The organism is Phycicoccus sonneratiae, assembly GCF_016887965.1.
In the GTDB taxonomy this organism is placed as follows: domain Bacteria; phylum Actinomycetota; class Actinomycetes; order Actinomycetales; family Dermatophilaceae; genus Phycicoccus; species Phycicoccus sonneratiae.
Map to the genome: position 1 here is coordinate 143,771 of NZ_JAFDVD010000007.1, position 19,815 is coordinate 163,585.

General features: G+C 74.6%; 21 protein-coding genes and 1 tRNA gene. 7 read left to right on the forward strand and 15 right to left on the reverse strand.

Going from position 1 to position 19,815, the window contains the following annotated elements; all coding sequences use genetic code 11:
* Nucleotides 1-14: 14 nt before the first annotated feature.
* Both panC and JQN70_RS06160 read right to left on the reverse strand, forming a co-directional pair.
* Nucleotides 15-932 carry a pantoate--beta-alanine ligase gene (panC, locus tag JQN70_RS06155; RefSeq protein ID WP_204130443.1) on the reverse strand — a complete coding sequence of 306 codons (918 nt, stop codon included), beginning with the start codon at nt 930-932 and terminating at the stop codon, nt 15-17.
* Between the two features lies 1 nt (nt 933).
* Nucleotides 934-1,824: a Rossmann-like and DUF2520 domain-containing protein gene (locus tag JQN70_RS06160; RefSeq protein ID WP_204130444.1), complete on the reverse strand. Its 891-nt coding sequence runs from the start codon at nt 1,822-1,824 to the stop codon at nt 934-936.
* Between the two features lie 44 nt (nt 1,825-1,868).
* Here JQN70_RS06160 and JQN70_RS06165 point away from each other — a divergent pair, with 44 nt between their 5' ends.
* From JQN70_RS06165 to JQN70_RS06180, 4 genes are all read left to right on the forward strand, one after another.
* On the forward strand, nt 1,869-2,825 hold the full coding sequence (locus tag JQN70_RS06165) for an SAM-dependent methyltransferase (protein ID WP_204130445.1): 957 nt from the start codon (nt 1,869-1,871) through the stop codon (nt 2,823-2,825).
* A 104-nt stretch (nt 2,826-2,929) separates the two neighbouring features.
* On the forward strand, nt 2,930-4,033 hold the full coding sequence (locus JQN70_RS06170) for an NADH-quinone oxidoreductase subunit D (protein ID WP_204130656.1): 1,104 nt from the start codon (nt 2,930-2,932) through the stop codon (nt 4,031-4,033).
* A gap of 109 nt (nt 4,034-4,142) precedes the next feature.
* On the forward strand, nt 4,143-4,928 hold the full coding sequence (locus JQN70_RS06175; protein WP_204130446.1) for a hypothetical protein: 786 nt from the start codon (nt 4,143-4,145) through the stop codon (nt 4,926-4,928).
* Between the two features lie 5 nt (nt 4,929-4,933).
* Entirely contained in the window at nt 4,934-5,614 is a 681-nt protein-coding gene (locus JQN70_RS06180; RefSeq protein WP_204130447.1) for a class F sortase, read from the forward strand.
* A 13-nt stretch (nt 5,615-5,627) separates the two neighbouring features.
* On the opposite strand, the gene JQN70_RS06185 is transcribed toward JQN70_RS06180, so the two are convergent.
* From JQN70_RS06185 to JQN70_RS06225, 9 genes are all read right to left on the reverse strand, one after another.
* Nucleotides 5,628-6,107 carry a DUF3180 domain-containing protein gene (locus JQN70_RS06185; protein ID WP_204130448.1) on the reverse strand — a complete coding sequence of 160 codons (480 nt, stop codon included), beginning with the start codon at nt 6,105-6,107 and terminating at the stop codon, nt 5,628-5,630.
* The gene (gene folK / locus JQN70_RS06190; protein WP_204130449.1) at nt 6,104-7,024 is read right to left on the reverse strand and encodes a 2-amino-4-hydroxy-6-hydroxymethyldihydropteridine diphosphokinase; all 921 of its coding nucleotides are present in this window, start codon (nt 7,022-7,024) and stop codon (nt 6,104-6,106) included. Before folK ends, JQN70_RS06185 begins: the two co-directional genes overlap by 4 nt.
* A complete protein-coding gene (gene folP, locus JQN70_RS06195; RefSeq protein WP_204130657.1) occupies nt 7,021-7,818 on the reverse strand; it encodes a dihydropteroate synthase in 798 nt (265 codons plus the stop codon). Before folP ends, folK begins: the two co-directional genes overlap by 4 nt.
* Before the next feature lie 47 nt (nt 7,819-7,865).
* Complete coding sequence (gene folE / locus JQN70_RS06200; protein ID WP_307835846.1) at nt 7,866-8,480, reverse strand: GTP cyclohydrolase I FolE; 615 nt, start codon at nt 8,478-8,480, stop codon at nt 7,866-7,868.
* A complete protein-coding gene (gene ftsH, locus JQN70_RS06205) occupies nt 8,467-10,572 on the reverse strand; it encodes an ATP-dependent zinc metalloprotease FtsH (protein WP_204130658.1) in 2,106 nt (701 codons plus the stop codon). The genes folE and ftsH overlap by 14 nt, the downstream gene beginning before the upstream one ends.
* A 134-nt stretch (nt 10,573-10,706) precedes the next feature.
* Nucleotides 10,707-11,258 carry a hypoxanthine phosphoribosyltransferase gene (gene hpt, locus JQN70_RS06210; protein WP_204130451.1) on the reverse strand — a complete coding sequence of 184 codons (552 nt, stop codon included), beginning with the start codon at nt 11,256-11,258 and terminating at the stop codon, nt 10,707-10,709.
* A gap of 36 nt (nt 11,259-11,294) precedes the next feature.
* Nucleotides 11,295-12,293 (reverse strand): tRNA lysidine(34) synthetase TilS, encoded by a 999-nt coding sequence (gene tilS, locus JQN70_RS06215; RefSeq protein ID WP_204130452.1) that lies wholly within the window; start codon nt 12,291-12,293, stop codon nt 11,295-11,297.
* A 4-nt stretch (nt 12,294-12,297) separates the two neighbouring features.
* Nucleotides 12,298-13,338: a zinc-dependent metalloprotease gene (locus JQN70_RS06220; RefSeq protein WP_204130453.1), complete on the reverse strand. Its 1,041-nt coding sequence runs from the start codon at nt 13,336-13,338 to the stop codon at nt 12,298-12,300.
* A gap of 12 nt (nt 13,339-13,350) precedes the next feature.
* Nucleotides 13,351-14,811, reverse strand: a complete 1,461-nt coding sequence (locus JQN70_RS06225) for a D-alanyl-D-alanine carboxypeptidase (RefSeq protein ID WP_204130454.1) — start codon at nt 14,809-14,811, stop codon at nt 13,351-13,353.
* An 85-nt stretch (nt 14,812-14,896) separates the two neighbouring features.
* On the opposite strand from JQN70_RS06225, the gene JQN70_RS06230 reads away from it, so the two are divergent.
* Nucleotides 14,897-15,535, forward strand: coding sequence for an inorganic diphosphatase (locus JQN70_RS06230; RefSeq protein ID WP_204130455.1), 639 nt, complete (start codon nt 14,897-14,899; stop codon nt 15,533-15,535).
* 22 nt (nt 15,536-15,557) lie between these two features.
* On the opposite strand, the gene JQN70_RS06235 is transcribed toward JQN70_RS06230, so the two are convergent.
* Nucleotides 15,558-16,055 (reverse strand): DUF427 domain-containing protein, encoded by a 498-nt coding sequence (locus JQN70_RS06235; protein WP_204130456.1) that lies wholly within the window; start codon nt 16,053-16,055, stop codon nt 15,558-15,560.
* Nucleotides 16,056-16,150: 95 nt separating this feature from the next.
* On the opposite strand from JQN70_RS06235, the gene JQN70_RS06240 reads away from it, so the two are divergent.
* Nucleotides 16,151-16,768 carry a DUF2238 domain-containing protein gene (locus tag JQN70_RS06240; RefSeq protein WP_204130457.1) on the forward strand — a complete coding sequence of 206 codons (618 nt, stop codon included), beginning with the start codon at nt 16,151-16,153 and terminating at the stop codon, nt 16,766-16,768.
* 25 nt (nt 16,769-16,793) lie between these two features.
* Here the strand turns inward: JQN70_RS06240 and JQN70_RS06245 are convergent, their stop codons facing one another.
* The gene (locus JQN70_RS06245) at nt 16,794-17,225 is read right to left on the reverse strand and encodes a hypothetical protein (protein WP_204130458.1); all 432 of its coding nucleotides are present in this window, start codon (nt 17,223-17,225) and stop codon (nt 16,794-16,796) included.
* Between the two features lie 86 nt (nt 17,226-17,311).
* On the opposite strand from JQN70_RS06245, the gene JQN70_RS06250 reads away from it, so the two are divergent.
* On the forward strand, nt 17,312-17,914 hold the full coding sequence (locus JQN70_RS06250; RefSeq protein ID WP_204130459.1) for a TetR/AcrR family transcriptional regulator: 603 nt from the start codon (nt 17,312-17,314) through the stop codon (nt 17,912-17,914).
* Between the two features lie 113 nt (nt 17,915-18,027).
* On the opposite strand, the gene JQN70_RS06255 is transcribed toward JQN70_RS06250, so the two are convergent.
* Both JQN70_RS06255 and JQN70_RS06260 read right to left on the reverse strand, forming a co-directional pair.
* Nucleotides 18,028-18,104, reverse strand: a tRNA-Thr gene (locus JQN70_RS06255).
* Nucleotides 18,105-18,253: 149 nt separating this feature from the next.
* On the reverse strand, nt 18,254-19,801 hold the full coding sequence (locus tag JQN70_RS06260; RefSeq protein WP_204130460.1) for an alpha/beta hydrolase: 1,548 nt from the start codon (nt 19,799-19,801) through the stop codon (nt 18,254-18,256).
* Nucleotides 19,802-19,815 lie beyond the last annotated feature (14 nt).

Consider the following 19,815-nt stretch of genomic DNA (forward strand, 5'->3'; position numbering starts at 1 on the left):
CGGTGCAGGTGGGGTCAGACGTCGGCGCGGGCGTGCGGGACGTCGGAGAAGACGTCGACGGCCCCGCCGCCGGGTCCGACGACGACCGGGGTGTTGTCGATGAGCCGCGTCGTGCCGATGCGCGCGGCGACGGCGAGCAGGGCCTCGCCGCGGTACCACTCCGGCACGTCGGCGAGGGTCTGCGGGTGCACGAGGACGAGGTAGTCGACGAGGGCGAGCGGCTCCTCGACGAGCACCTCGCGAGCGGCCCGGCGGACCGCGGACGGCCCGAACGGCGCGGCCTCGGCCCCGGCCCGCAGCGCCCGGGACAGGCAGAGGGCGACCTCGCGGTCGGACGCCGTGAGGTAGGTGTTGCGGCTGCTCATAGCCAGCCCGTCGGCCTCGCGGACCGTCGGCACCGACACGATGTCGACGGGGAAGTCGAGGTCGCGGACCATCCTCCGGATGAGGAGCAGCTGCTGGGCGTCCTTCTGGCCGAAGTACGCGCTGCGGGCGGCCGTGAGGTGCAGGAGCTTGCCGACGACGGTGAGCACGCCGTCAAAGTGCCCTGCGCGCGAGGCTCCTTCGAGCACCTCGCCCAGCGGACCCGCCGACACCCGCACCCCGGGGTCACCGTCGGGGTACACGACGTCCGGCGTCGGGGCGAAGATGACGTCGACGCCGGCCTCGCGGCAGATCTCCATGTCCGCGTCGAAGGTGCGCGGGTAGCGGGACAGGTCCTCCTTCGGCCCGAACTGGAGCGGGTTGAGGAAGATCGTCACGACGACGTGGTCGTGACGCTGGCGCGCGGCGCGGATGAGCTGCGCGTGCCCGTCGTGCAGCGCCCCCATCGTCATGACGACGGCGACGTCGCGGCTCGTCAGCGCCTCGCGGGCGGCCTTGAGCTCCTCGCGCGTGTGCGCGACGACGGGGGTCGAGGTGGTGGTGGTCAACTCAGCGCTCCTGGTCGGCGAGGATGTCGAGGAGGGGCTCGGCCGCGGTGGCCCGCAGTCGTCCGTCGTCGAGGGCGCGCAGCGCGGTGGCCCGGGCGAGCGCCACGTAGGTCCTCCGGATCTCGGGGGCGAGCCGGTCGAGCTCGCGCAGGTGGTCACCCACCGTACCGACGTCGCCGCGCGCGACGGGGCCGGTGAGGGCCGCGTCACCCAGCCGCAGCGCGTTGTCGAGCGCGGCGTGCATGAGCGGCCCGAGCAGGCGGCGGGGCTCGGGCACCCCTGCGCGGGTCAGCACCTCCATCGCCTCCGCCGTCAGGGTCACGAGGTGGTTCGACCCGTGCGCCAGCGCCGCGTGGTAGCCGACCCGGTCCTCCTCCCGCACCCACACCGGCTGGCCCCCCATCTCGAGGACGAGCGCCTCGGCGACCGGGCGCAGCACCTCGTCGGCCGTCACCCCGAAGGCGCACTCGGTGAGCCGGTCGAGGTCCATCGCGGTGCCGGTGAAGGTCATCGCCGGGTGGAGGGCCAGGGGCATCGCGTGGTGCTCGCGCACCGGGTCGAGGACGGTCGTGCCGTGGCGTCCGCTCGTGTGGACGACGATCTGCCCGGCCTGCCAGGCGCCGGTGGAGGCCAGGCCGGCGACGAGGCCGCCGAGCGCGTCGTCCGGGACGGCGAGGAGCACGAGCTCGGCGCCGGCGACGACGGTGGGCACGTCGGCGACGGGGACACCCGGCAGCAGGGCCTCGGCGCGCTCTCGGCTGGCGTCGGAGACGGCGTAGGCGCCGGAGACCCGGTGGCCGGCCCGGGCGAGGGCCGCGCCGAGGACCGCGCCGACCCGCCCCGCACCGACGACTCCGACGGTGAGGCGGGCGGGGTGCTCGAGGCCGTCCACGAGCGAGCACGCTACTCCGGCAGCGCAGCGGTAGCGTGCCGCGGGTGGACCCGGTGCCCTGGCGCGACGCGTGGCAGCAGGCCCTCTACGGCACGGACGGCTTCTACCGGCGCGACGAGGGCCCCGCCGGGCACTTCACGACCTCGACGCACGGACCGCTCGGTGCGGTCCTCGCCGAGGCGCTCGGCCGGCTGGCCGACCGCGAGGGTGTCACCCACGTCGTCGACGTCGGGTGCGGCCGCGGCGAGCTGCTCGGCGCGCTGCACGCGGTCCGCCCCGACCTCGCGCTCACGGGCGTCGACGTCGTCGAGCGTCCGACCGCGCTCGCCGCAGGCATCCACTGGCTGCGCTCCCCCGGCGGCGCCACCCTGCCCGACGACCTCCGCGACCTCGACGACGTGCTCGTCGTCGCCCACGAGTGGCTCGACGTCGTGCCGTGCACCGTCGTCGAGGTCGACGGAGACGGCCTCCCGCACGAGGTCCTCGTCGACGCCGCAGCCGGTGCCGAGGAGGCGACCGGCCCCGTCACCGACGAGGACGCGGCGTGGTGCGCCGCGCACTGGCCGCTCGACGGGCTCGCACCCGGGTCGCGCGTCGAGGTCGGCCTCGCCCGCGACCGGGCGTGGGGCGACCTCGTGTCCCGGGTGCGCCACGGCACCCTCCTCGCCGTCGACTACGGGCACACCCGCGCCACCCGGCCCCCCGCCGGCACCCTCGTCGGCTACCGCGCGGGCACGACCGTCCCGGCGGTCCCCGACGGGACCTGCGACCTCACCGCGCACGTCGCCGTCGACACCCTCGAGCAGGACGAGCGGACGACCCAGCGGGATGCCCTGCGCGCCCTCGGCCTCACCGCCGCCGCGCCGGACATCGACCTCGCCCGCACCGACCCCCCGGCCTACCTCGCCGGGCTGGCCCGCGCCTCGGCCGTCCGCGCCCTCACCGACCCGGACGGTCTCGGCGGCTTCTGGTGGGTGCTGCGCCGGGTCGCGACCGGGTGACCCCCGGCGACGTGCGGCAGACTGGCCGGGTGAGCCCCGACGCCCCCGCCGAGCCGCGCGCCCTCGACGTCGCCGTCGGTGCCGGGGGCCTCGCGACGGCCGACATGGTGCTCAACATCGGCCCGCAGCACCCGGCCACGCACGGCGTCCTGCGGCTCAAGGTCGTCCTCGACGGCGAGCGCATCGTCCGCGCCGAGCCCGTCGTCGGCTACATGCACCGCGGCGCCGAGAAGCTCTTCGAGGTGCGCGACTACCGGCAGATCACCGTCCTCGCGAACCGGCACGACTGGCTCTCGGCGTTCTCCAACGAGCTCGGGGTCGTCCTCGGCGTCGAGGCGATGCTCGGGATGGAGGTGCCCGAGCGGGCCGTCTGGCTGCGCACCCTCCTCGCCGAGCTGAACCGGGTTCTCTCGCACCTGATGTTCCTCGGGTCCTACCCGCTCGAGCTCGGCGCCATCACGCCGGTCTTCTACGCCTTCCGTGAGCGCGAGGAGCTCCAGGCGGTCATGGAGGAGGCCTCGGGCGGCCGGATGCACTACATGTTCAACCGGGTCGGGGGCCTCAAGGAGGACGTCCCCGCCGGCTGGACCGGCCGGGTGGCCGATGCGGTCGCGGCCGTGCGCCGCCGCCTGCCGGACCTCGAGTCGCTGCTCGTCGGCAACGAGATCCTCCTCGCCCGCACCCGGGGCGTCGGCGTCCTCGAGCCCGCCACCGTGCTGCAGTACGGCGTCTCCGGCCCGATCGCCCGCGCGAGCGGGGTCGACCTCGACCTGCGCCGTGACGACCCCTACCTCGCGTACGGCGAGCTCTTCGCCGCCGGCGGGCCCGGCCGGGTCGTCACCCGCACCGAGGGCGACTGCCTCGCACGCCTCGAGGTGCTCCTCGAGCAGGTGCACGTCAGCCTCGACCTCGCCGAGGCGTGCCTCGACCGGCTCCGGTCGCTGCCCCCCGGCCCGGTGAACCAGCGCCTCCCGAAGGTCCTCAAGGTGCCGGAGGGCGAGCGCTACACCGCCACCGAGAACCCGCTCGGGCTCAACGGCTACCACCTCGTCTCGCGCGGGGAGAAGACGCCGTGGCGGCTCAAGCTGCGGTCGGCGTCGTTCGGCAACGTCCAGGTGCTCTCCGAGGTGCTGCCCGGGTGCCTCGTCGCCGACATGGTCGCCGTCCTCGGCTCGATGTTCTTCGTCGTCGGCGACGTCGACAAGTAGCCGCGAGCCGGGCGACGGGGTGCGCCGGGACCGGCCACCCGCTAGGTTCCCCGTGGGCGCCCGCCCGCTCCTCCACCGGCCCAGGCCGTCGACCACCAGGGGACCACCGATGTCCAAGCCCACCGTGCTCGCCGGCACGCTCGCCCTCTGCGGCGCGGCCGCCCTCGTCGGCCTCTCCGCGACCCCGGCGGCGGCGGCCTCGCGCGACCTCGCCTACAGCTGCGACTGGGGCGTCGACGACGGCGACGGCGGGGTCGAGGGCAGCGGTGACGCCGCCTCGGCCACGTGGGACTCCGGCATCGCCGACGACCTCGTCGTCGCCACCGGCACCTCGGTGCCGCTGTCCCCGTACACCGGGACCATCACCCTCCCGACCCCCTTCGTCGACGCGCTGCGGGCCCAGGAGCGCCCGGACCTCGCCGGCGGTGGCTTCCACCTCGTCGTCGTCGACGAGAGCGAGCAGGCCTTCGACCTCGAGCTGCTCTACGGGCCGACCGCGGTGCCGGCCGAGGGCCCGATGACCCTGCAGGTCGAGGGTCTCGACGAGGTGTCCGTCGACACCCCGGAGCCGGGCACCTACACGCTCGTCACCGCGGACTTCCAGCTCTTCGTCGAGGAGGACGAGAACACCGGCCTGGCCTGCGAGCTGACCGACGAGGGCGACCCGACGATCGACGCCTTCGAGGCCGTCGGTGAGGCCCCGACCACCACGCCGCCGGCCACGACCGCGCCGGCCGTGGCCCCCTCCCCGATCCGGCCGGCCCTCGTGCAGACCGACGCCGCCGAGGGCGGGTCCTCCGGTGGCCACGGGCTCGCGTGGGTCGGCGGTGCCCTCTCGCTGGCGCTCGCGGCCGGGCTGCGCCACGTCGTGCGCCGCGCGCCGCGCCGCCACTGAGGACCGTGCCCACCCCGCGTCCGGAGGGCTCGCGCCGCGCGGTCCTCGCGGCGGCGGGCTCGCTCGCCCTCGGGTACCTCGCCGCCTGCTCCGACGGCCGCCCCGCCGCCACGACGACCCCCGGGACGGCCACACCCACACCGCCTTCGCCGCCCCCGGTGCCGACGCCGTCGAGCACCCCGGTCCCGACGACGACCGCCACCCAGCGTGCGGCGAAGAACCCGAAGGGTCGACCCGACCACGTGGTCCTCGTGCGGGCCGACGGCGAGACGATCGTCGACGCCCCGGTGCGTCCGGTCGGCCTCGACGACCGCGGCATCCTCTCGCCGCCCGGCGGCGTGGTCGGCTGGTACGACGAGGAGGGATGGCCCCGGCCCGGCTACCCCGGGGCCTCGATCCTCGCCGGGCACGTCGGCACGCCCTCGAGCGGTGCCGACGTCTTCCGGCTCCTGCCGCGGGCCCGGCGGGGCGACCGCGTCACCGTGCGCTACGACTCCGGCGACGTCGTGCACTTCGTCGTCGAGCGCTCGGCCGGGATGCCGAAGACGCAGACGCCCGAGGACGACTCCATCTGGGACGCCGGCAACCCCCGGCCGCTGCTGCGGCTCATCACCTGCGACCCCACCACCCCCTTGGAGAGCGGCCACTACGAGGGCAACTGGGTCCTCTGGGCCGACCTCGCCTGAGCCCCCGCCCGCCTCAGGCGGGTCGGTCGTCGTCGGGGCGGTCGTCGTCGCCCTCGTCGATGCGGCACCACGCCTGGGCCAGCAGGCCGGCCCCGGCGAGGGCCAGCGACGCGAGCGTCATCAGCCCGAAGGGCAGCAGCCGCTCACGGTTGGCGACGAGCGAGAGGTCCCCGAGCAGCGCGAGCACCTGCCCGAGGTACCAGCCCGCGGCGGCGGCACCGGTGAGGGCGCCCGCCTGGGCCAGCACCACGGTGCGGGCGGCCCGCAGCGCGTCGATGGAGGTCCGCCGGCCGCTGCGCAGGTGGTGACGCACCGGCCGGGCCAGCCAGAGCACGAGCCCGCCCATGACGACGAGCAGCAGCCCGGCGACCCACGGCGGCCGCTGGAGGAGCGTGCCGTCGCGCGTGACGACCATCGCCACGAGGAAGCCGAGGACGGTCGTGGCGACCGCGACGCCGATGAGCGTCCTGATGCGGATCCCGGTGCGGCTCAACGGAGGTCCTTGTCGGTCGGAGGGAGGCGGCGCACGCCGGAGGTGTCGGTGGCCGCGAGCAGGTCGGCGACCGGGACGAGCTCGTCCCCGACCCGCAGCACCGCCGCCGGGTCGGCGTCGAGCCACGGCGCGAGCACGAAGGCCCGCTCGTGGGCCCGCGGGTGCGGCAGGGTGAGGTGCGGCCGGGCGGACACCACGTCCGTGCCCGCGGACGGCTCGCCGTACTGCACGAGGTCGAGGTCGAGGGTGCGAGCACCCCACCGGACCTCGCGCACCCGGTCGAAGGCGGCCTCGACGGCGTGCAGCTCGCGCAGCAGCGAGACCGGAGACAGCGAGGTGCGCACGAGCGCGACGGCGTTGACGTACACCGGCTGGCCGGCCGGGCCCCCGACGGGGTCGGACTCGACGACCGCGGAGCGCGCGACGACGGACAGCGCGGGGTGGTGGCTCAGCGCCTCGACCGCACCCGCGAGCGTCTCGGCGGGCGAGCTCTCGCCCCACGGGAGGTTGGCCCCCACGGCGACCACGGCCGCGACCGGCGGACGACGCCGCACGACCCGCACCTCGACGTCCTCGAACGCGACCCCGACCGGCGCCTGCGGCTTGTGCACGGTGACCGTGACCTCGTCGACGGCGCTGTGCGACAACGCGTCCGACGCGATGACGTCGGCCAGCCGCTCGATGAGGTCGAACGGCTCGCCCTCGATGCGGGCCAGCACGGCCGCACCGATCTCCCCGTAGTTCACCGTGTCGGCGAGGTCGTCCGAGTCGCCGGGCGCGGCGAGGTCGACGGCGAGCTCGACGTCGACGACGAAGTCCTGCCCGTCCCGCTTCTCGTGCTCGAAGACGCCGTGGAAGCCGCGACCCCGCACGCCGCGCAGGACGATGCGGTCGCGGGCGGTGCCGGCCGGGCTCATCGCGGGTCCCGGGGGACGAGCTCGGCGGCGACGTCGAGCGCGTCGACGGCGGCGACGACGTCGTGGACGCGCACCCCCCACGCGCCGTGGACCGCGGCGTGTGCCGTGGTGACGGCAGTGGCGACGTCGCGGTCCAGCGGCGTGCGCTCCTCGGCGCCCTCGCGCCCGACGAGCCCAAGGAACTTCTTGCGCGAGGTGCCGACGAGGACCGGGAAGCCGAGGGCCAGCACGGCCTCGAGGTCGCGCAGCAGCGCCCAGTTGTGGTGGGCGAGCTTGGCGAAGCCGAACCCGGGGTCGAGGACGAGCCGTTCGGGTGCGATCCCCGCCCCGAGCAGCGCCTCGACCCGCTCGCCGAGCTCGCGGCAGACGTCGGCGACGACGTCGTCGTAGTGCGCCCGATCCTGCATCCCGAGGCTGTGGCCGCGCCAGTGCATCGCGACGTACGGCACGCCGCGCTCGGCGACGAGGGCCGCCATGTCGGGGTCGGCGAGCCCACCGGAGACGTCGTTGACGAGGGTGGCACCGGCGTCGAGTGCGGCGGCCGCCACGGACGCGCGCATGGTGTCGATGGAGACCGGTCCGTCGGTCGAGAGCCCCTCGACGACCGGGAGCACCCGGCGCAGCTCCTCGGCCTCGGACGGTCGCTCGGCACCCGGACGGGTCGACTCGCCGCCGACGTCGAGCACGTCGGCCCCCTGCTCGCGCAGCAGCCGGCCGTGGGCGAGGGCGTCCTCGGGCTGGAACCACGCGCCGCCGTCGCTGAAGGAGTCGGGCGTGACGTTGACGACGCCCATGACGACCGGGCGTCCCGGCCGCCCGGTGGGGAGCTCCCCGGTCGTGGTCACCGCTTCCCGCCGAGCAGGAGCGACATCGCCTCCGCCCGGGTGGCCGGGTCGCGGAGCTGGCCGCGCACGGCGGAGGTGATGGTGCGCGAGCCGGGCTTCTGGACCCCGCGCATGGACATGCACAGGTGCTCGGCCTCGACGACGACGATGACGCCCTGGGCCCCGAGGTGCTCGACGAGCGCGTCGGCGACCTGGGTCGTGATCTGCTCCTGGACCTGCGGGCGCCGGGCGAAGACCTCGACGAGCCGGCCGAGCTTGGACAGCCCGGTCACCCGGCCGTCCTCACCGGGGATGTACCCGATGTGCGCGACCCCGTGGAAGGGCAGGAGGTGGTGCTCGCACGTCGAGTACATCGGGATGTCCCGGACGATGACGAGCTCCTCGTGCTCGATCGGGAAGGTCGCCGACAGCACCTCGGCGGGGTCCTGCCAGAGCCCCGCGTAGAGCTCGTGGGCGGCCTTGGCCACCCGCTTCGGGGTGTCGAGCAGCCCCTCGCGCTCGGGGTCCTCGCCGATCGCGAGGAGGAACTCGCGCACGGCCGCCTCGGCCCGCGGGACGTCGACCGGGGGGCGGGTCGTCGCGGGGGCGACGTCGGGCTCAGGGCTCGACACGACCACCCTCGGGCACCTCGATGACCTCGGTCGGCGGGTGCTCGTCGTGCTCGCGCCGTGCACCGTCCTGGGCCCGCGCGTCGATGGCCGCCTCGGTGGCCGGGTCGCCCGGGGTCACCGCGGCCCCCGCGGGGGCACCCGACCCGTTCGTGCGACCGGCGAGCGCGGCCTCCTCGGCCGGGGTGAGGACCGGCGGGATGTCGGAGAGCGTGCGGTGCTCGCTGGAGAGCCACAGCGGCCGGACCGGACGCTTGTGGATGTCCTTGAACATCTCGGCGAGCTCGGCCGCGTTGAGGGTCTCCTTCTCGAGCAGCTCGAGGACGAGCGCGTCGAGGATGTGCCGGTTGTCGTTGACGACGTGCCACGCCTCGTCGTGCGCGGAGTCGATGAGCTTGCGGACCTCCTCGTCGACGACCGCGGCGACCTGCTCGGAGTAGTCGCGCTGGTGGCCCATGTCGCGCCCGAGGAACGGCTCGCCCTGGCTCTGGCCGAGCTTGATCGCCCCGACCCGCTCGGACATGCCGAACTCGGTGACCATCTTGCGGGCCATCGCGGTGGCCTTCTCGATGTCGTTCGCGGCGCCCGTGGTGGGGTCGTGGAAGATGATCTCCTCCGCGACCCGGCCGCCGAGCGCGTACGCCAGCTGGTCGAGGATCTCGTTGCGGGTCGTCGAGTACTTGTCGTCGACCGGCATGACCATCGTGTAGCCGAGGGCCCGGCCGCGCGGCAGGATCGTGACCTTCGTGACGGGGTCGAGGTTGTTCATCCCCGCCGCGACGAGGGCGTGACCGCCCTCGTGGTAGGCCGTGATCTTGCGCTCCTTGGCCGACATGATGCGCGTGCGCTTCTGCGGGCCCGCGATGACGCGGTCGATGGCCTCGTCGAGCACCTCGTCGTCGATGAGCTTCTTGTTCGTGCGCGCGGTGAGCAGCGCGGCCTCGTTGAGGACGTTCGCGAGGTCGGCACCGGTCATCCCGGGCGTGCGGCGGGCGACAGCGAGCAGGTCGACGTCGGAGGCCATCGGCTTGCCCTGCGCGTGCACCTGGAGGATCTTGTGCCGCCCGATCATGTCCGGGTTCTCGACGGCGATCTGGCGGTCGAAGCGGCCCGGGCGCAGCAGGGCGGGGTCGAGGATGTCGGGCCGGTTCGTGGCCGCGATGAGGATGACGTTGGTCTTGACGTCGAAGCCGTCCATCTCGACGAGCAGCTGGTTGAGGGTCTGCTCGCGCTCGTCGTGACCACCCCCGAGGCCGGCGCCGCGGTGCCGGCCGACGGCGTCGATCTCGTCGACGAAGACGATGGCCGGCGCGTTGGCCTTGGCCTGCTCGAAGAGGTCGCGGACCCGGCTGGCGCCGACGCCGACGAACATCTCGACGAAGTCCGAGCCGGAGATCGAGTAGAACGGCACGCCGGCCTCGCCGGCGACGGCGCGGGCGAGGAGGGTCTTGCCGGTACCGGGCTGGCCGTAGAGCAGGACGCCCTTGGGGATCTTCGCCCCGACGGCGAGGAACTTGGCCGGCTCGCGGAGGAACTCGACGATCTCGTGGAGCTCCTCGACGGCCTCGTCGGCGCCCGCGACGTCGGCGAAGGTGACCTTCGGGGTGTCCTTGCTCGCGAGCTTGGCGCGGGACTTGCCGAACTGCATGACCCGCGAGCCGCCGCCCTGGGCCTGGCTCATGAGGAACCAGAAGAGGCCGACGAGCAGCAGCACCGGGAAGAAGGAGATGAAGAGGGTCCAGAACGCGCTGTCGCCCTCGACCTTGTCGTCGTAGCCGTCGGGCAGCGAGCTCTTGAGCTCGGTGATGAGCTGCTCGGCGCGGGCGTCGACGTACTCGGCACGCACCTTCGTGGCGCCCGAGATCTTCGCGTCGGGGTCGGAGAAGGACTGGCCGGACTTGAGGTCGAGGCTGATGACGTTGTCGGTGGTCATCACCGCCTTGTCGACCTTCTTGTCGGTGATGAGCTTCTCGGCCTGGGCCGTCGTGATGGTCGTGTAGCCGCCGTTGCCGCCGACGGTGAACACGAGCAGCAGGAGCACGAGGGCGGCGAGCACCCAGAACACCGGCGCCCGGAGAATGCGTTTGAAGTCCATCTGGTCGCGGGGCCGTGGCCCCACCCTCCTGCTCGTCGTCTTCTCGCCCCGCGGAGAGCTCCGGCGGGACCCGTACACGCTAGCAACGAGCCCGTCGGTGCTCGTGTTCCGCCGGGAAATCCCGGCCGGACGGCTCAGCTGTAGACGTGTGGCGCGAGCGTGCCGACGACCCGCAGCCCGCGGTAGTCCTCGGCGTAGTCGAGGCCGTAGCCGACGACGAACTCGTTGGGGATGTCGAAGCCGACCCACTGGACGTCGACCTCGACCTTGGCGGCGTCCGGCTTGCGCAGGAGCGTGCAGATCTCGACCGAGGCCGGGCTGCGGGACTCGAGGTTGGAGCGGATCCAGCTGAGGGTGAGCCCGGAGTCGATGATGTCCTCGACGATCAGCACGTGCCGGCCGGTGATGTCGGTGTCGAGGTCCTTGAGGATGCGCACGACGCCGCTGGACTTGGTGCCCGACCCGTAGGACGAGACGGCCATCCAGTCGACGGGGACGCTGCGGGGCAGGGCGCGCATCAGGTCGGCCATCACCATGACCGCCCCCTTGAGGACGCCGACGAGCAGGAGGTCCTTGCCCTCGTACTCGGTGGCGATGAACTGGGCCAGCTCGTCGAGCTTGGCGTGGATCTCCTCCTCGGTGACGAGGACTCGTTCGAGGTCTGCTCCCATGTGGGCGGCGTCCACTGCGGCTCCCGGGTCGGGGTGGGCGGGCGGTCGGGGCTATTCAACCCGAGCGGCGGGGGCGATGGACACCCGACCGTCGGACCGGGTGGCGCGCAGACCACCCGGCAGGTGCACGGGGCCCTGCCCGCGCCAGTGGGTGAGCAGCCGGTCGCAGGCGTCGGTGTGCCGGCTCGACAGCTGCCCGGCGGGGCACCCGGCGGCGACGGCGAGGCGGCGCCAGGTGCGGGTGCGGACCGGTCGCGGGAGGTCGGCGAGGGCGTCGACCGGCCACGGGCTGCTGCCGAGGGCGGCGACGGCGGCGTCGGCGAGGGCGTCGAGGTGGTCGGCGTCCTCGCGCAGCTGGTCGGCGCTGCGGGCCAGGGCCGCGGCCAGGCCGGGGCCGAGGTCGGCCTCGAGGTCGGCGAGCGCGCGGCGGGCGCGGACACGGGTGACGGCCGGGTCGTCGTTCATCGGGTCGTCCCACCACGTGACGCCCTCGGCGGTGCAGGCGGCCCGGGTCTGCTCGCGCGTGACGCCCAGCAGCGGGCGGCGGTAGCGGCCCCGGGCGGCCGGCATCCCGGCGAGGGAGCGGGCCCCGGAGCCGCGCGCCAGCCCAAGGAGCACCTGTTCGGCCTGGTCGTCGCGGGTGTGGCCGAGGAGGACGAGCCGGGCGCCGAGGTCTTCGGCGGCGGCGTCGAGGACCCGGTAGCGGGAGGCGCGGGCCATCGCCTCGAGGCCGTCGGGGCCGTCGGCCATGACCCACGTCGAGGTGACGCCGACGGGGTCGAGGCCGAGCGCGCGCACCCGGGCGCCGGCCTCCTCGGCGACCTCGCGGGAGCCGGGCTGCAGGCCGTGGTCGACGACGACCGCCCCGACCCGCAGCCCGATGCGCTCGCCCTCGAACCGGGCGGCGTCGGCGAGGGCGGTGGAGTCCGCTCCCCCGCTGCAGGCGACGAGGACGAGGTCACCGGGGTCGCACTCGGCGAGGACGGCGCGCACGGCCGACCGCACGGCGGCGACGGCCGGGTGCGGCCGCCCCCACGCGCGGGTGCCCATCGGGTCAGGCGTGGACGCGGCGGACCCAGGCGGTCGGGTCGGCGATCTCCTGCGGCATCGGGAGGGTCTCCGGCGAGGTCCACACGGCGTTGAACCCCTCGACCCCGACCTCGGCCTGCACACCACGGACGAACGCCGCGCCGTCGCGGTATTGGCGCATCTTGGCCTCGAGCCCGAGCAGCCGGCGCAGCAGCCGGTCCGGGGCCCCCGCGCCCTTGCGCCGCTCGGTGAACTTGCGCCGGATCTCGGCGACCGAGGGGATGTGCGCCGGCCCCACGTCGTCCATGACGACGTCGGCGTGCCCCTCGAGGAGGGACATGACGGCGGTGAGCCGCGCGAGCTGCTCGCGCTGCTCGGGCGTGGCGAAGAGCTCGGCGAGCCCGGTGCCGCCCTCGGAGAACAGCTCCGGGAGCCGCTCGGTGACGCGCGAGGCGATCTCCTGGAGCCGCTCCTGGTCCGGGGCGAGGTCGATGGCGAGGTGCCGGGCCTCGGCGACGAGGTGCTCGCGCAGCCACGGGTTGGCGGTGAACTGAACGCGGTGGGTCTCCTCGTGCATGCACACCCAGGCGCGGAAGTCGGCGGGGTCGACGTCGAGCTCGCGCGCGGTGGCCATGAGGTTCGGGGCGACGAGGAGCAGGCTGGGCGTGCCGTCGGGGGCGATGTCGTACTGCCCGAGCACCTTGCTCGCCATGAAGGCCAGCAGCGCTCCGGCCTCGGCGCCGGTGACCTTGCCGCCGACGACCTGGGCGGCCGCGCCGGGGACGACGCCGCGCTTCTCGACGATGGCGTCGACGGCGGGGTCGAGCAGGGCCGACATCGAGTCGGCGTTGACGGCGATCCAGGTGGCGCGGTCGACGACGAGAGCGTCGGGGGCGTCCGGCGGCGTGTGCATCCGGGCGGTCTCGGCGACCGGCTCGCGCGCGGCCCGGGCGGCGGAGCGGATGGCCTCGACCTCCGCCCGCGCCTCGGCGGGCGAGACCACCGGCCCGGCCGGGACGAGCGTGCGTCCCGTCGTCTTCGCGAACTCCCAGTCGACGTATCCCACGGGGTCAGCCTCTCATCCGGACCCGGACGCCGCGGCGCCGCAACCGCACCGGGTGATCGCGGCGACGACGCGGTCGAGGGCGGCCCGGGCCCGCAGCGTGCCGTCGTAGGTGCGCGGGAACCCGTTGACCTGCACGACGAAGGTGAGCGGCCGGCCGTCGGCGTCGACCGTCGTGCCGGCGAGCGCCGACCCCGCCCGCAGCGTGCCGGTCTTGGCCCGCGGGACCCCGAGGACGTCGCGCGTGGCCTTCGCCGCGAACCGCCCGCGCAGGGTGCCGGAGAGCCCGGAGACCGGCAGCCGGGCCACGACGTCGCGGAACTGCTCGGGCTCGCCGCGGACGGCCAGCCCCAGCACGCCCGAGAGCGTGGCCGGAGCCACCGCCTGGCCGGGGCTCAGGCCGCTGGCGTCGCGCAGGACGAGGCCGGTCGTCGGCACCCCGGCGGCCTCGAGCCGCCCCCGGATGAACGCGGCGTTGGCCCCGGCGCCGGTCGTGGGCGCGTCCGCCGTCGCCGCGGCCTGGCGCACGAGGCTCTCGGCGAGCGAGTTGTCGCTCTCGTCGAGGGCGAGGGACAGCAGCTCGCCGTAGGTGGCGGACTCGACCCGCCCGAGCTCGACGGCCGCGGTGGGTGCCGGTGCGGTCCAGCCCTTCTCGTCCCGCAGGGTGGCCTTGACGCCGCGTGATGCGAGCAGCTTCGCGAAGGTGCTCGCCACGACGGCCTCCGGCCTCGCCGGGGACGGACGGGTGGGGGTGGCCCGCGTCGTCGTCAAGCCGGTCATGAGCACCGGGCCGGCGAAGCCGTCGCGGACGTCGTGGGGGTTCCACGACGGGGGGACGCGGGGGCCCGGGGCGAACGAGAGGTCGAGCCGGAGCCCGACGCGGGTGCGGCCGTCGGCGGTCAGCGCGGCGGCGACGTCGTCGGCGAGGTCGGCGAGCCCGGCGTGGCCGGCCACGGCGGTGGCGTCGCCCGCGCCGGGGGCCAGCAGCATGTCACCGCGGGCGACGAGGACGAGCTCGGAGGAGCCGGCCGGCGCGACGACCGTGGTCGGCACCCGGGCGCCGAGGTCGAGGGTCTCGGCGACGGCCAGCGCCGCGAGGAGCTTGGCCGTCGAGGCCGGGGGCCGCGGGGTGCTGCCGGCCAGCGACCACAGCTCGTCCCCGGTGACGCCGTCGCGGACGCTGACGCCGAGGCCCTTCCTGAGGTCCGGGTCGCCCGAGGCGGCGGCCACGGCGCGGGCCAGGCCGGCGGCGGTGGGCACGGGGGCGTCGGACCCGTCGGCCGCGAGGACGCCGGCGGACGTCGAGGGGGTCGGCAGGAGGTCGGCGGCCGGGGTCCGCGCGCCGGGGGTCGACGCACCGGCCGGCCGGTCGAGGGTGAGGACGCCGGGGACGAGGTCGAGCACGTCGGCCGTGGCGTAGCCGCCGACCGCGACGAGGGTGGCGGCCACGGCGGAGGCCACCATGACACGTCTCACCCCTGCTCCCTTCGTGCTCCGCGCCCCTCATGCGTCAGACTGTCCGTCGAGCCTAGGTCACACACCCCGAGGGAGCCGGTACACCGTGGAGTTCGACGTCACCATCGAGATCCCCAAGGGTCACCGCAACAAGTACGAGGTCGACCACGAGACCGGGCGCATCCGCCTCGACCGGATGCTCTTCACGGCGATGTCGTACCCGTCGGACTACGGCTACATCGAGGACTCGCTCGGCGAGGACGGCGACCCGCTCGACGCGCTCGTCCTCCTCGACGAGCCGACCTTCCCCGGCTGCATCGTCCGCGCCCGCCCGATCGGGATGTTCCACATGCGCGACGAGGCCGGCGGCGACGACAAGATCCTCTGCATCCCGGCCGGTGACCCGCGGCGCAGCCACGTCACCGAGCTCGAGGACATCAACGAGTTCGAGCGCCTCGAGATCCAGCACTTCTTCGAGACCTACAAGGACCTCGAGCCCGGCAAGTCCGTCGAGGGCGCGCACTGGGCCGGCCGCGAGGAGGCCGAGGCGTGCATCACCCAGGCCATCGAGCGGGCCCGCTCGGCCGGCCTCTCGACCGCCCGCTGGCGGATGCCGGCGCACGCCACCGACGTCACCTCCGAGACGGCCGTGACCTCCGCGCACACCCCGGACGAGGTCACCGCGGCCGCCGAGAAGGCGCGCTCCGAGCTCGCGACGAAGGACAAGCCGCTCAGCGACGACTGAGGGCCCCGGACGGGTCTGCCCGTCACCAGCCCCAGGTGCCGGGCTCGCCCTTGAACGGGCCGACGACCCGGCTCGTCACCCAACCCCCGTAGAAGCCCCCGGCCTGCGGGGTGACGACCTCGCCGTCGACGACGCAGCGCTCCATCGCCGCGGGCATGACGGCGACGTGGTCGAGCAGGCCCTCGAAGCCGCGCGTCGGCTGCGGGTAGGTCCACGCGGCGCCCGGTGCGACGACGCCTCCCCCGACGACGTCGAGGTAGGCCGCCTCGCCCTTCCACTCGCAGAAGGAGGACCCGGGGGCCGGGCGCAGCGCACCGTCGACCCAGTCCTCGCGCGGCAGGTAGTAGGTCGGTGGATGGCTCGTCTCGAGCACGCGCAGGGTGCGGGTCGAGGCGGCGACGCGCACGCCGCCGAGCCAGACCTCGACGGACTCGGGGCTCGGGTCGACGGCCGGGGGGCGGGGGTAGTCCCACACCGACTCCTGGCCGGGTCCGGGTCGCTCGGGCACGGGACGTCGCATCCGCCCACGCTACGTCCGCGGTCGTGGCCCTCGGGGCGCGGTGTCGCTAGGTTCGACGCGGGCGCGGACCGGACGCGCCGGACGGGAGCGGGCGGATGCGGTGGTCGCGGGGTGCGGCGCTGCCGGCCGGGGTGCTGGTCGTCACGGTGCTGCTCATGGTCGTCGGCCTCACCGTGGGGTTCGAGTCCTTCAACGGCAAGGGCTTCGTGGCGCGGATCGTCATCTACCCGGTGCTCATGCTCGCCGTCCCGCTCGCCTGGTGGTGGCGGCACCGCGGACGCGGGGTCGAGCCGCCGTGGGGCGCGTTCGCGCTCGTCATGACGCCGTTCCTCGTCGACGTCCTCGGCAACTTCCTCGACCTCTACGACCGCATCGAGGCCTGGGACGACCTCAACCACCTCGTCAACTGGTTCCTCCTGCTGTGGGGCATCGGTCTGCTCGTCTTCCCCACGCGGGAGTCCGTGGCGCGGCCCGGGTTGACGGTGCTCACCGTCGCGGGGGTCGGCGCCCTGCTCGCGGTCCTCTGGGAGGTCGGCGAGTGGTACGTCTTCCTCAAGGCCGGCGTCGAGTCGGACGGGCTGTACCAGGACACGATCGGCGACGAGGTGCTCGGCACGGCCGGCGCGGCGCTGGCCGGCCTCGTCGTCCTCCGGCGGCGCCGTCGGGGCGCGCCGGTCCGGGTCCCGGGCGACCCGTCATCGCCCACCACCTGAGGCGCGCGCGGCCGCCGCCCGACGATCAGTGCCGGGACTCGCCCGCCACGGGTCCGATCGGGGTCCCGGCGACCCGGTCCCTGCGCTGCTGCACCCACGCGACGAGGGCGGCGAGGGTGGCCACCACCCACCCCACCGTCATCGCCATCAGCGGTGCGTCCTCCTGGCCGCCGCCGATATACCACGCCCCGGCCCCCGCGGCGACGACGGCCGCGACGGCGGCGAGCGCGACGAACGTCCGGGGACGGGGCAGGAGGAGGAGCACCAGGGCCTGGACGGCGATCACCACCCCGAGGCCGGCGTGCGCCGCGGCCACCCCGTCGTGGAGCAGTGCGTCCCAGCCGGATGCGGGCGAGCCGCCGCGGGGGAACTCCGGCCCGACGCCGGCGAGCACACCCACCGCGAGGAGCTCGAGGGCCAGCGCGCCGGTCAGTCGGCGTCGAGTGGTGGGCGACATGGCGGCTCCTCCATCATCGCAACTCCTTGTTGCGTTAGGCTCCCGACTATGCACCCTTCGATCAGCCAACGCAACTGTGAGTTGCGATGACGGCCCGTGGACCGGCGACGGGACGCCGCGGCGCCGCCGTGCGGGCCGGCGTCCTCCGGTCCGCCCTCGAGCTCCTCGCCGACTCGGGATACGCGTCCCTGAGCATGGAGGCCGTGGCGGAACGGGCCGGAGTGCACAAGACGACCGTCTACCGACGGTGGTCGAACCGCGAGGCGCTCGTGACCGACGCGGTCCTCGAGGGTTCCTCCACCGAGTTCGGCATCCCGGACACCGGCGACATCGACGCCGACCTGCGTGACGGGGTCCGGGCCCTCGCCCGATGGCTCGACGGCCCCGTCGGCCGCCCCCTCGTCGCGATGCTCGCCTCGGACGCCGGGCGCCTGCCCGCCGTCCAAAGCGCCAAGCGCCGCTTCTTCGCCGAACGGGCCGCCGTCGCCTCGGACCGGGTGGCCGCCGCCGTCGCGGCCGGCCAGCTCCCCGCCGGCACCGACCCGACGGCGCTGCTGTCCACCCTCGTCGCCCCCCTGTACCTCAACCTCCTCGTGACGAGCGCCCCGGTCACCGACCACGACTGCGACCGGGCCGCGGCCGTCGCACTCACCGCCGCCCGAGCAGGTCTGCTGGGTCCCGCACCGTGAGGCCGCGACGTCGCCCGATCACGCGGGGTCGCCCCACGCGTCACCCGGGGCCGGTTGGGCGGGAGAACGACGGTGGCCCCGCCCTGCATCGCTGCAGGACAGGGCCACCGTGGTGGAGCCGCCTGTCGGAATCGAACCGACGACCTATTCATTACGAGTGAATCGCTCTGGCCGACTGAGCTAAGGCGGCGTGCGCCCGAGGGCGCGCGGACGAGTATAGGCAGGCCACGGCACGCGCCGCGAATCCGCCCGGCGAACCCGTCGAGAGTACAGAACACGCCGTCTGCACGTGGCCGCACACGGCGTGTTCTGTCCTCTCGACGGTTTGGGAGCTGCGGCTCAGCAGCGCAGGCCGTCCTTCGGGACCTTGCCCTTGAGGTACCAGGCGTCGACGGCGTCGTCGACGCAGGAGTTCGAGCGTGTGTACGCGGTGTGCCCGTCGCCGTCGAAGGTGATGAGCGAGGCCTTGTCGAGCTGGTCGCGCAGCCGCACCGACCACTCGTACGGGGTCGCGGGGTCGCGCGTCGTGCCGATGACGACGATCGGCTCGGCGCCCTCGGCCTTCACCTCGTGCGGCTCCCCGGTGACCGGCACCGGCCAGTACCCGCAGACGAGCGAGCTCCACGCGAGGTAGCGGCCCCACGTCGGCGCCTCCTTCGCAGCGGCGTCGGCCTGGGCGAGGTGCTCGGGGACGCTGTCGGACTCCGGCTTGTCGAGGCAGTTGACGGCGTAGATGACCTCCATGATGTTGCCCGCGTAGCCGCCGCCCGGGTTGCGGTCGGCGTACTGGTCGGCGAGCTGCATGAGGGCGGTGCCGTCGCCCGTGAGCGCGTCGTCCATCGCGTCGACGAGGGTGCGCCAGGCGCCCTGGTCGTACATCGCGGCCGCGATGCCGAGCGAGGCCCAGCCCTCGGTGAGCTTCGGCACCGAGCCGTCGCCGGTCCTCGGCACCGGGGTGGCGTCGACGTCGGCGAGGAAGGTGCGCAGGTTCTCCATCACCTTCTCGACCGAGTCGCCGAGCGGGCAGTCGCCCTCGTCGACGCAGTACTTCGCCCAGGTGCGGGTCGCGAGCTCGAAGCCCTTGGCCTGGCCGAGGTTGATCTGCTCCGAGGTGAGGTCCGGGGCGACGACGCCGTCGAGGACGAAGCGCCCCACCTGCTTCGGGAACAGGTCGGCGTAGGTCGCGCCGAGGTAGGTGCCGTAGGACTTGCCGAGGTAGGTGAGCTTCTCCTCGCCGAGCGCCGCGCGCAGGACGTCGAGGTCCTTCGCGGCGTCCACGGTCGACACGTGCGGCAGCAGCGCGCCGGCCTTGGTCGCGCACGAGCGCGCGAAGGCGGCCGAGCCCTGCGCGAAGGTGCGCTGCTCGGCCTCGTCGTCCGGGGTCGGGTCCGAGCCGAGGAAGGCGTCGAGCTGGGTGTCGGTGAGGCAGTCGATGGGCGCCGAGCGCCCGACCCCGCGCGGGTCGAAGCCGACGACGTCGTAGCGGTCGCGGACCCCGGGCCCGACGATGAAGTCCGCAGCCCGCGCGTAGTCCACCCCCGAGCCGCCCGGTCCGCCGGGGTTGACGACGAGCGAGCCGAGCCGCTTCGAGGCCTTCTTGGCCGGCACCCTGAGCAGCGCGACCTCGATGGTGCTGCCGTCCGGGCGGGCGTAGTCGACCGGCACGGTGAGCTGCGCGCACTGGGCCCCCGAGCACTCGGTCCAGTCGAGGGTCTGGGAGTAGAACCGGGCCAGCGCCTCGGACCCCGCCGGCGGGCTCTGCGGCGACCCGGTGGCCGCGGGCGTCGCGTCGTCCTCGCGGAGGCCGTCGACGAGCGAGCACCCACCGAGCAGGGTGAGGGCGGCGGTCAGACCCGCGACGAGGGCGAGGGGACGGCGCGGGGTCATGCCTCGCACGATAG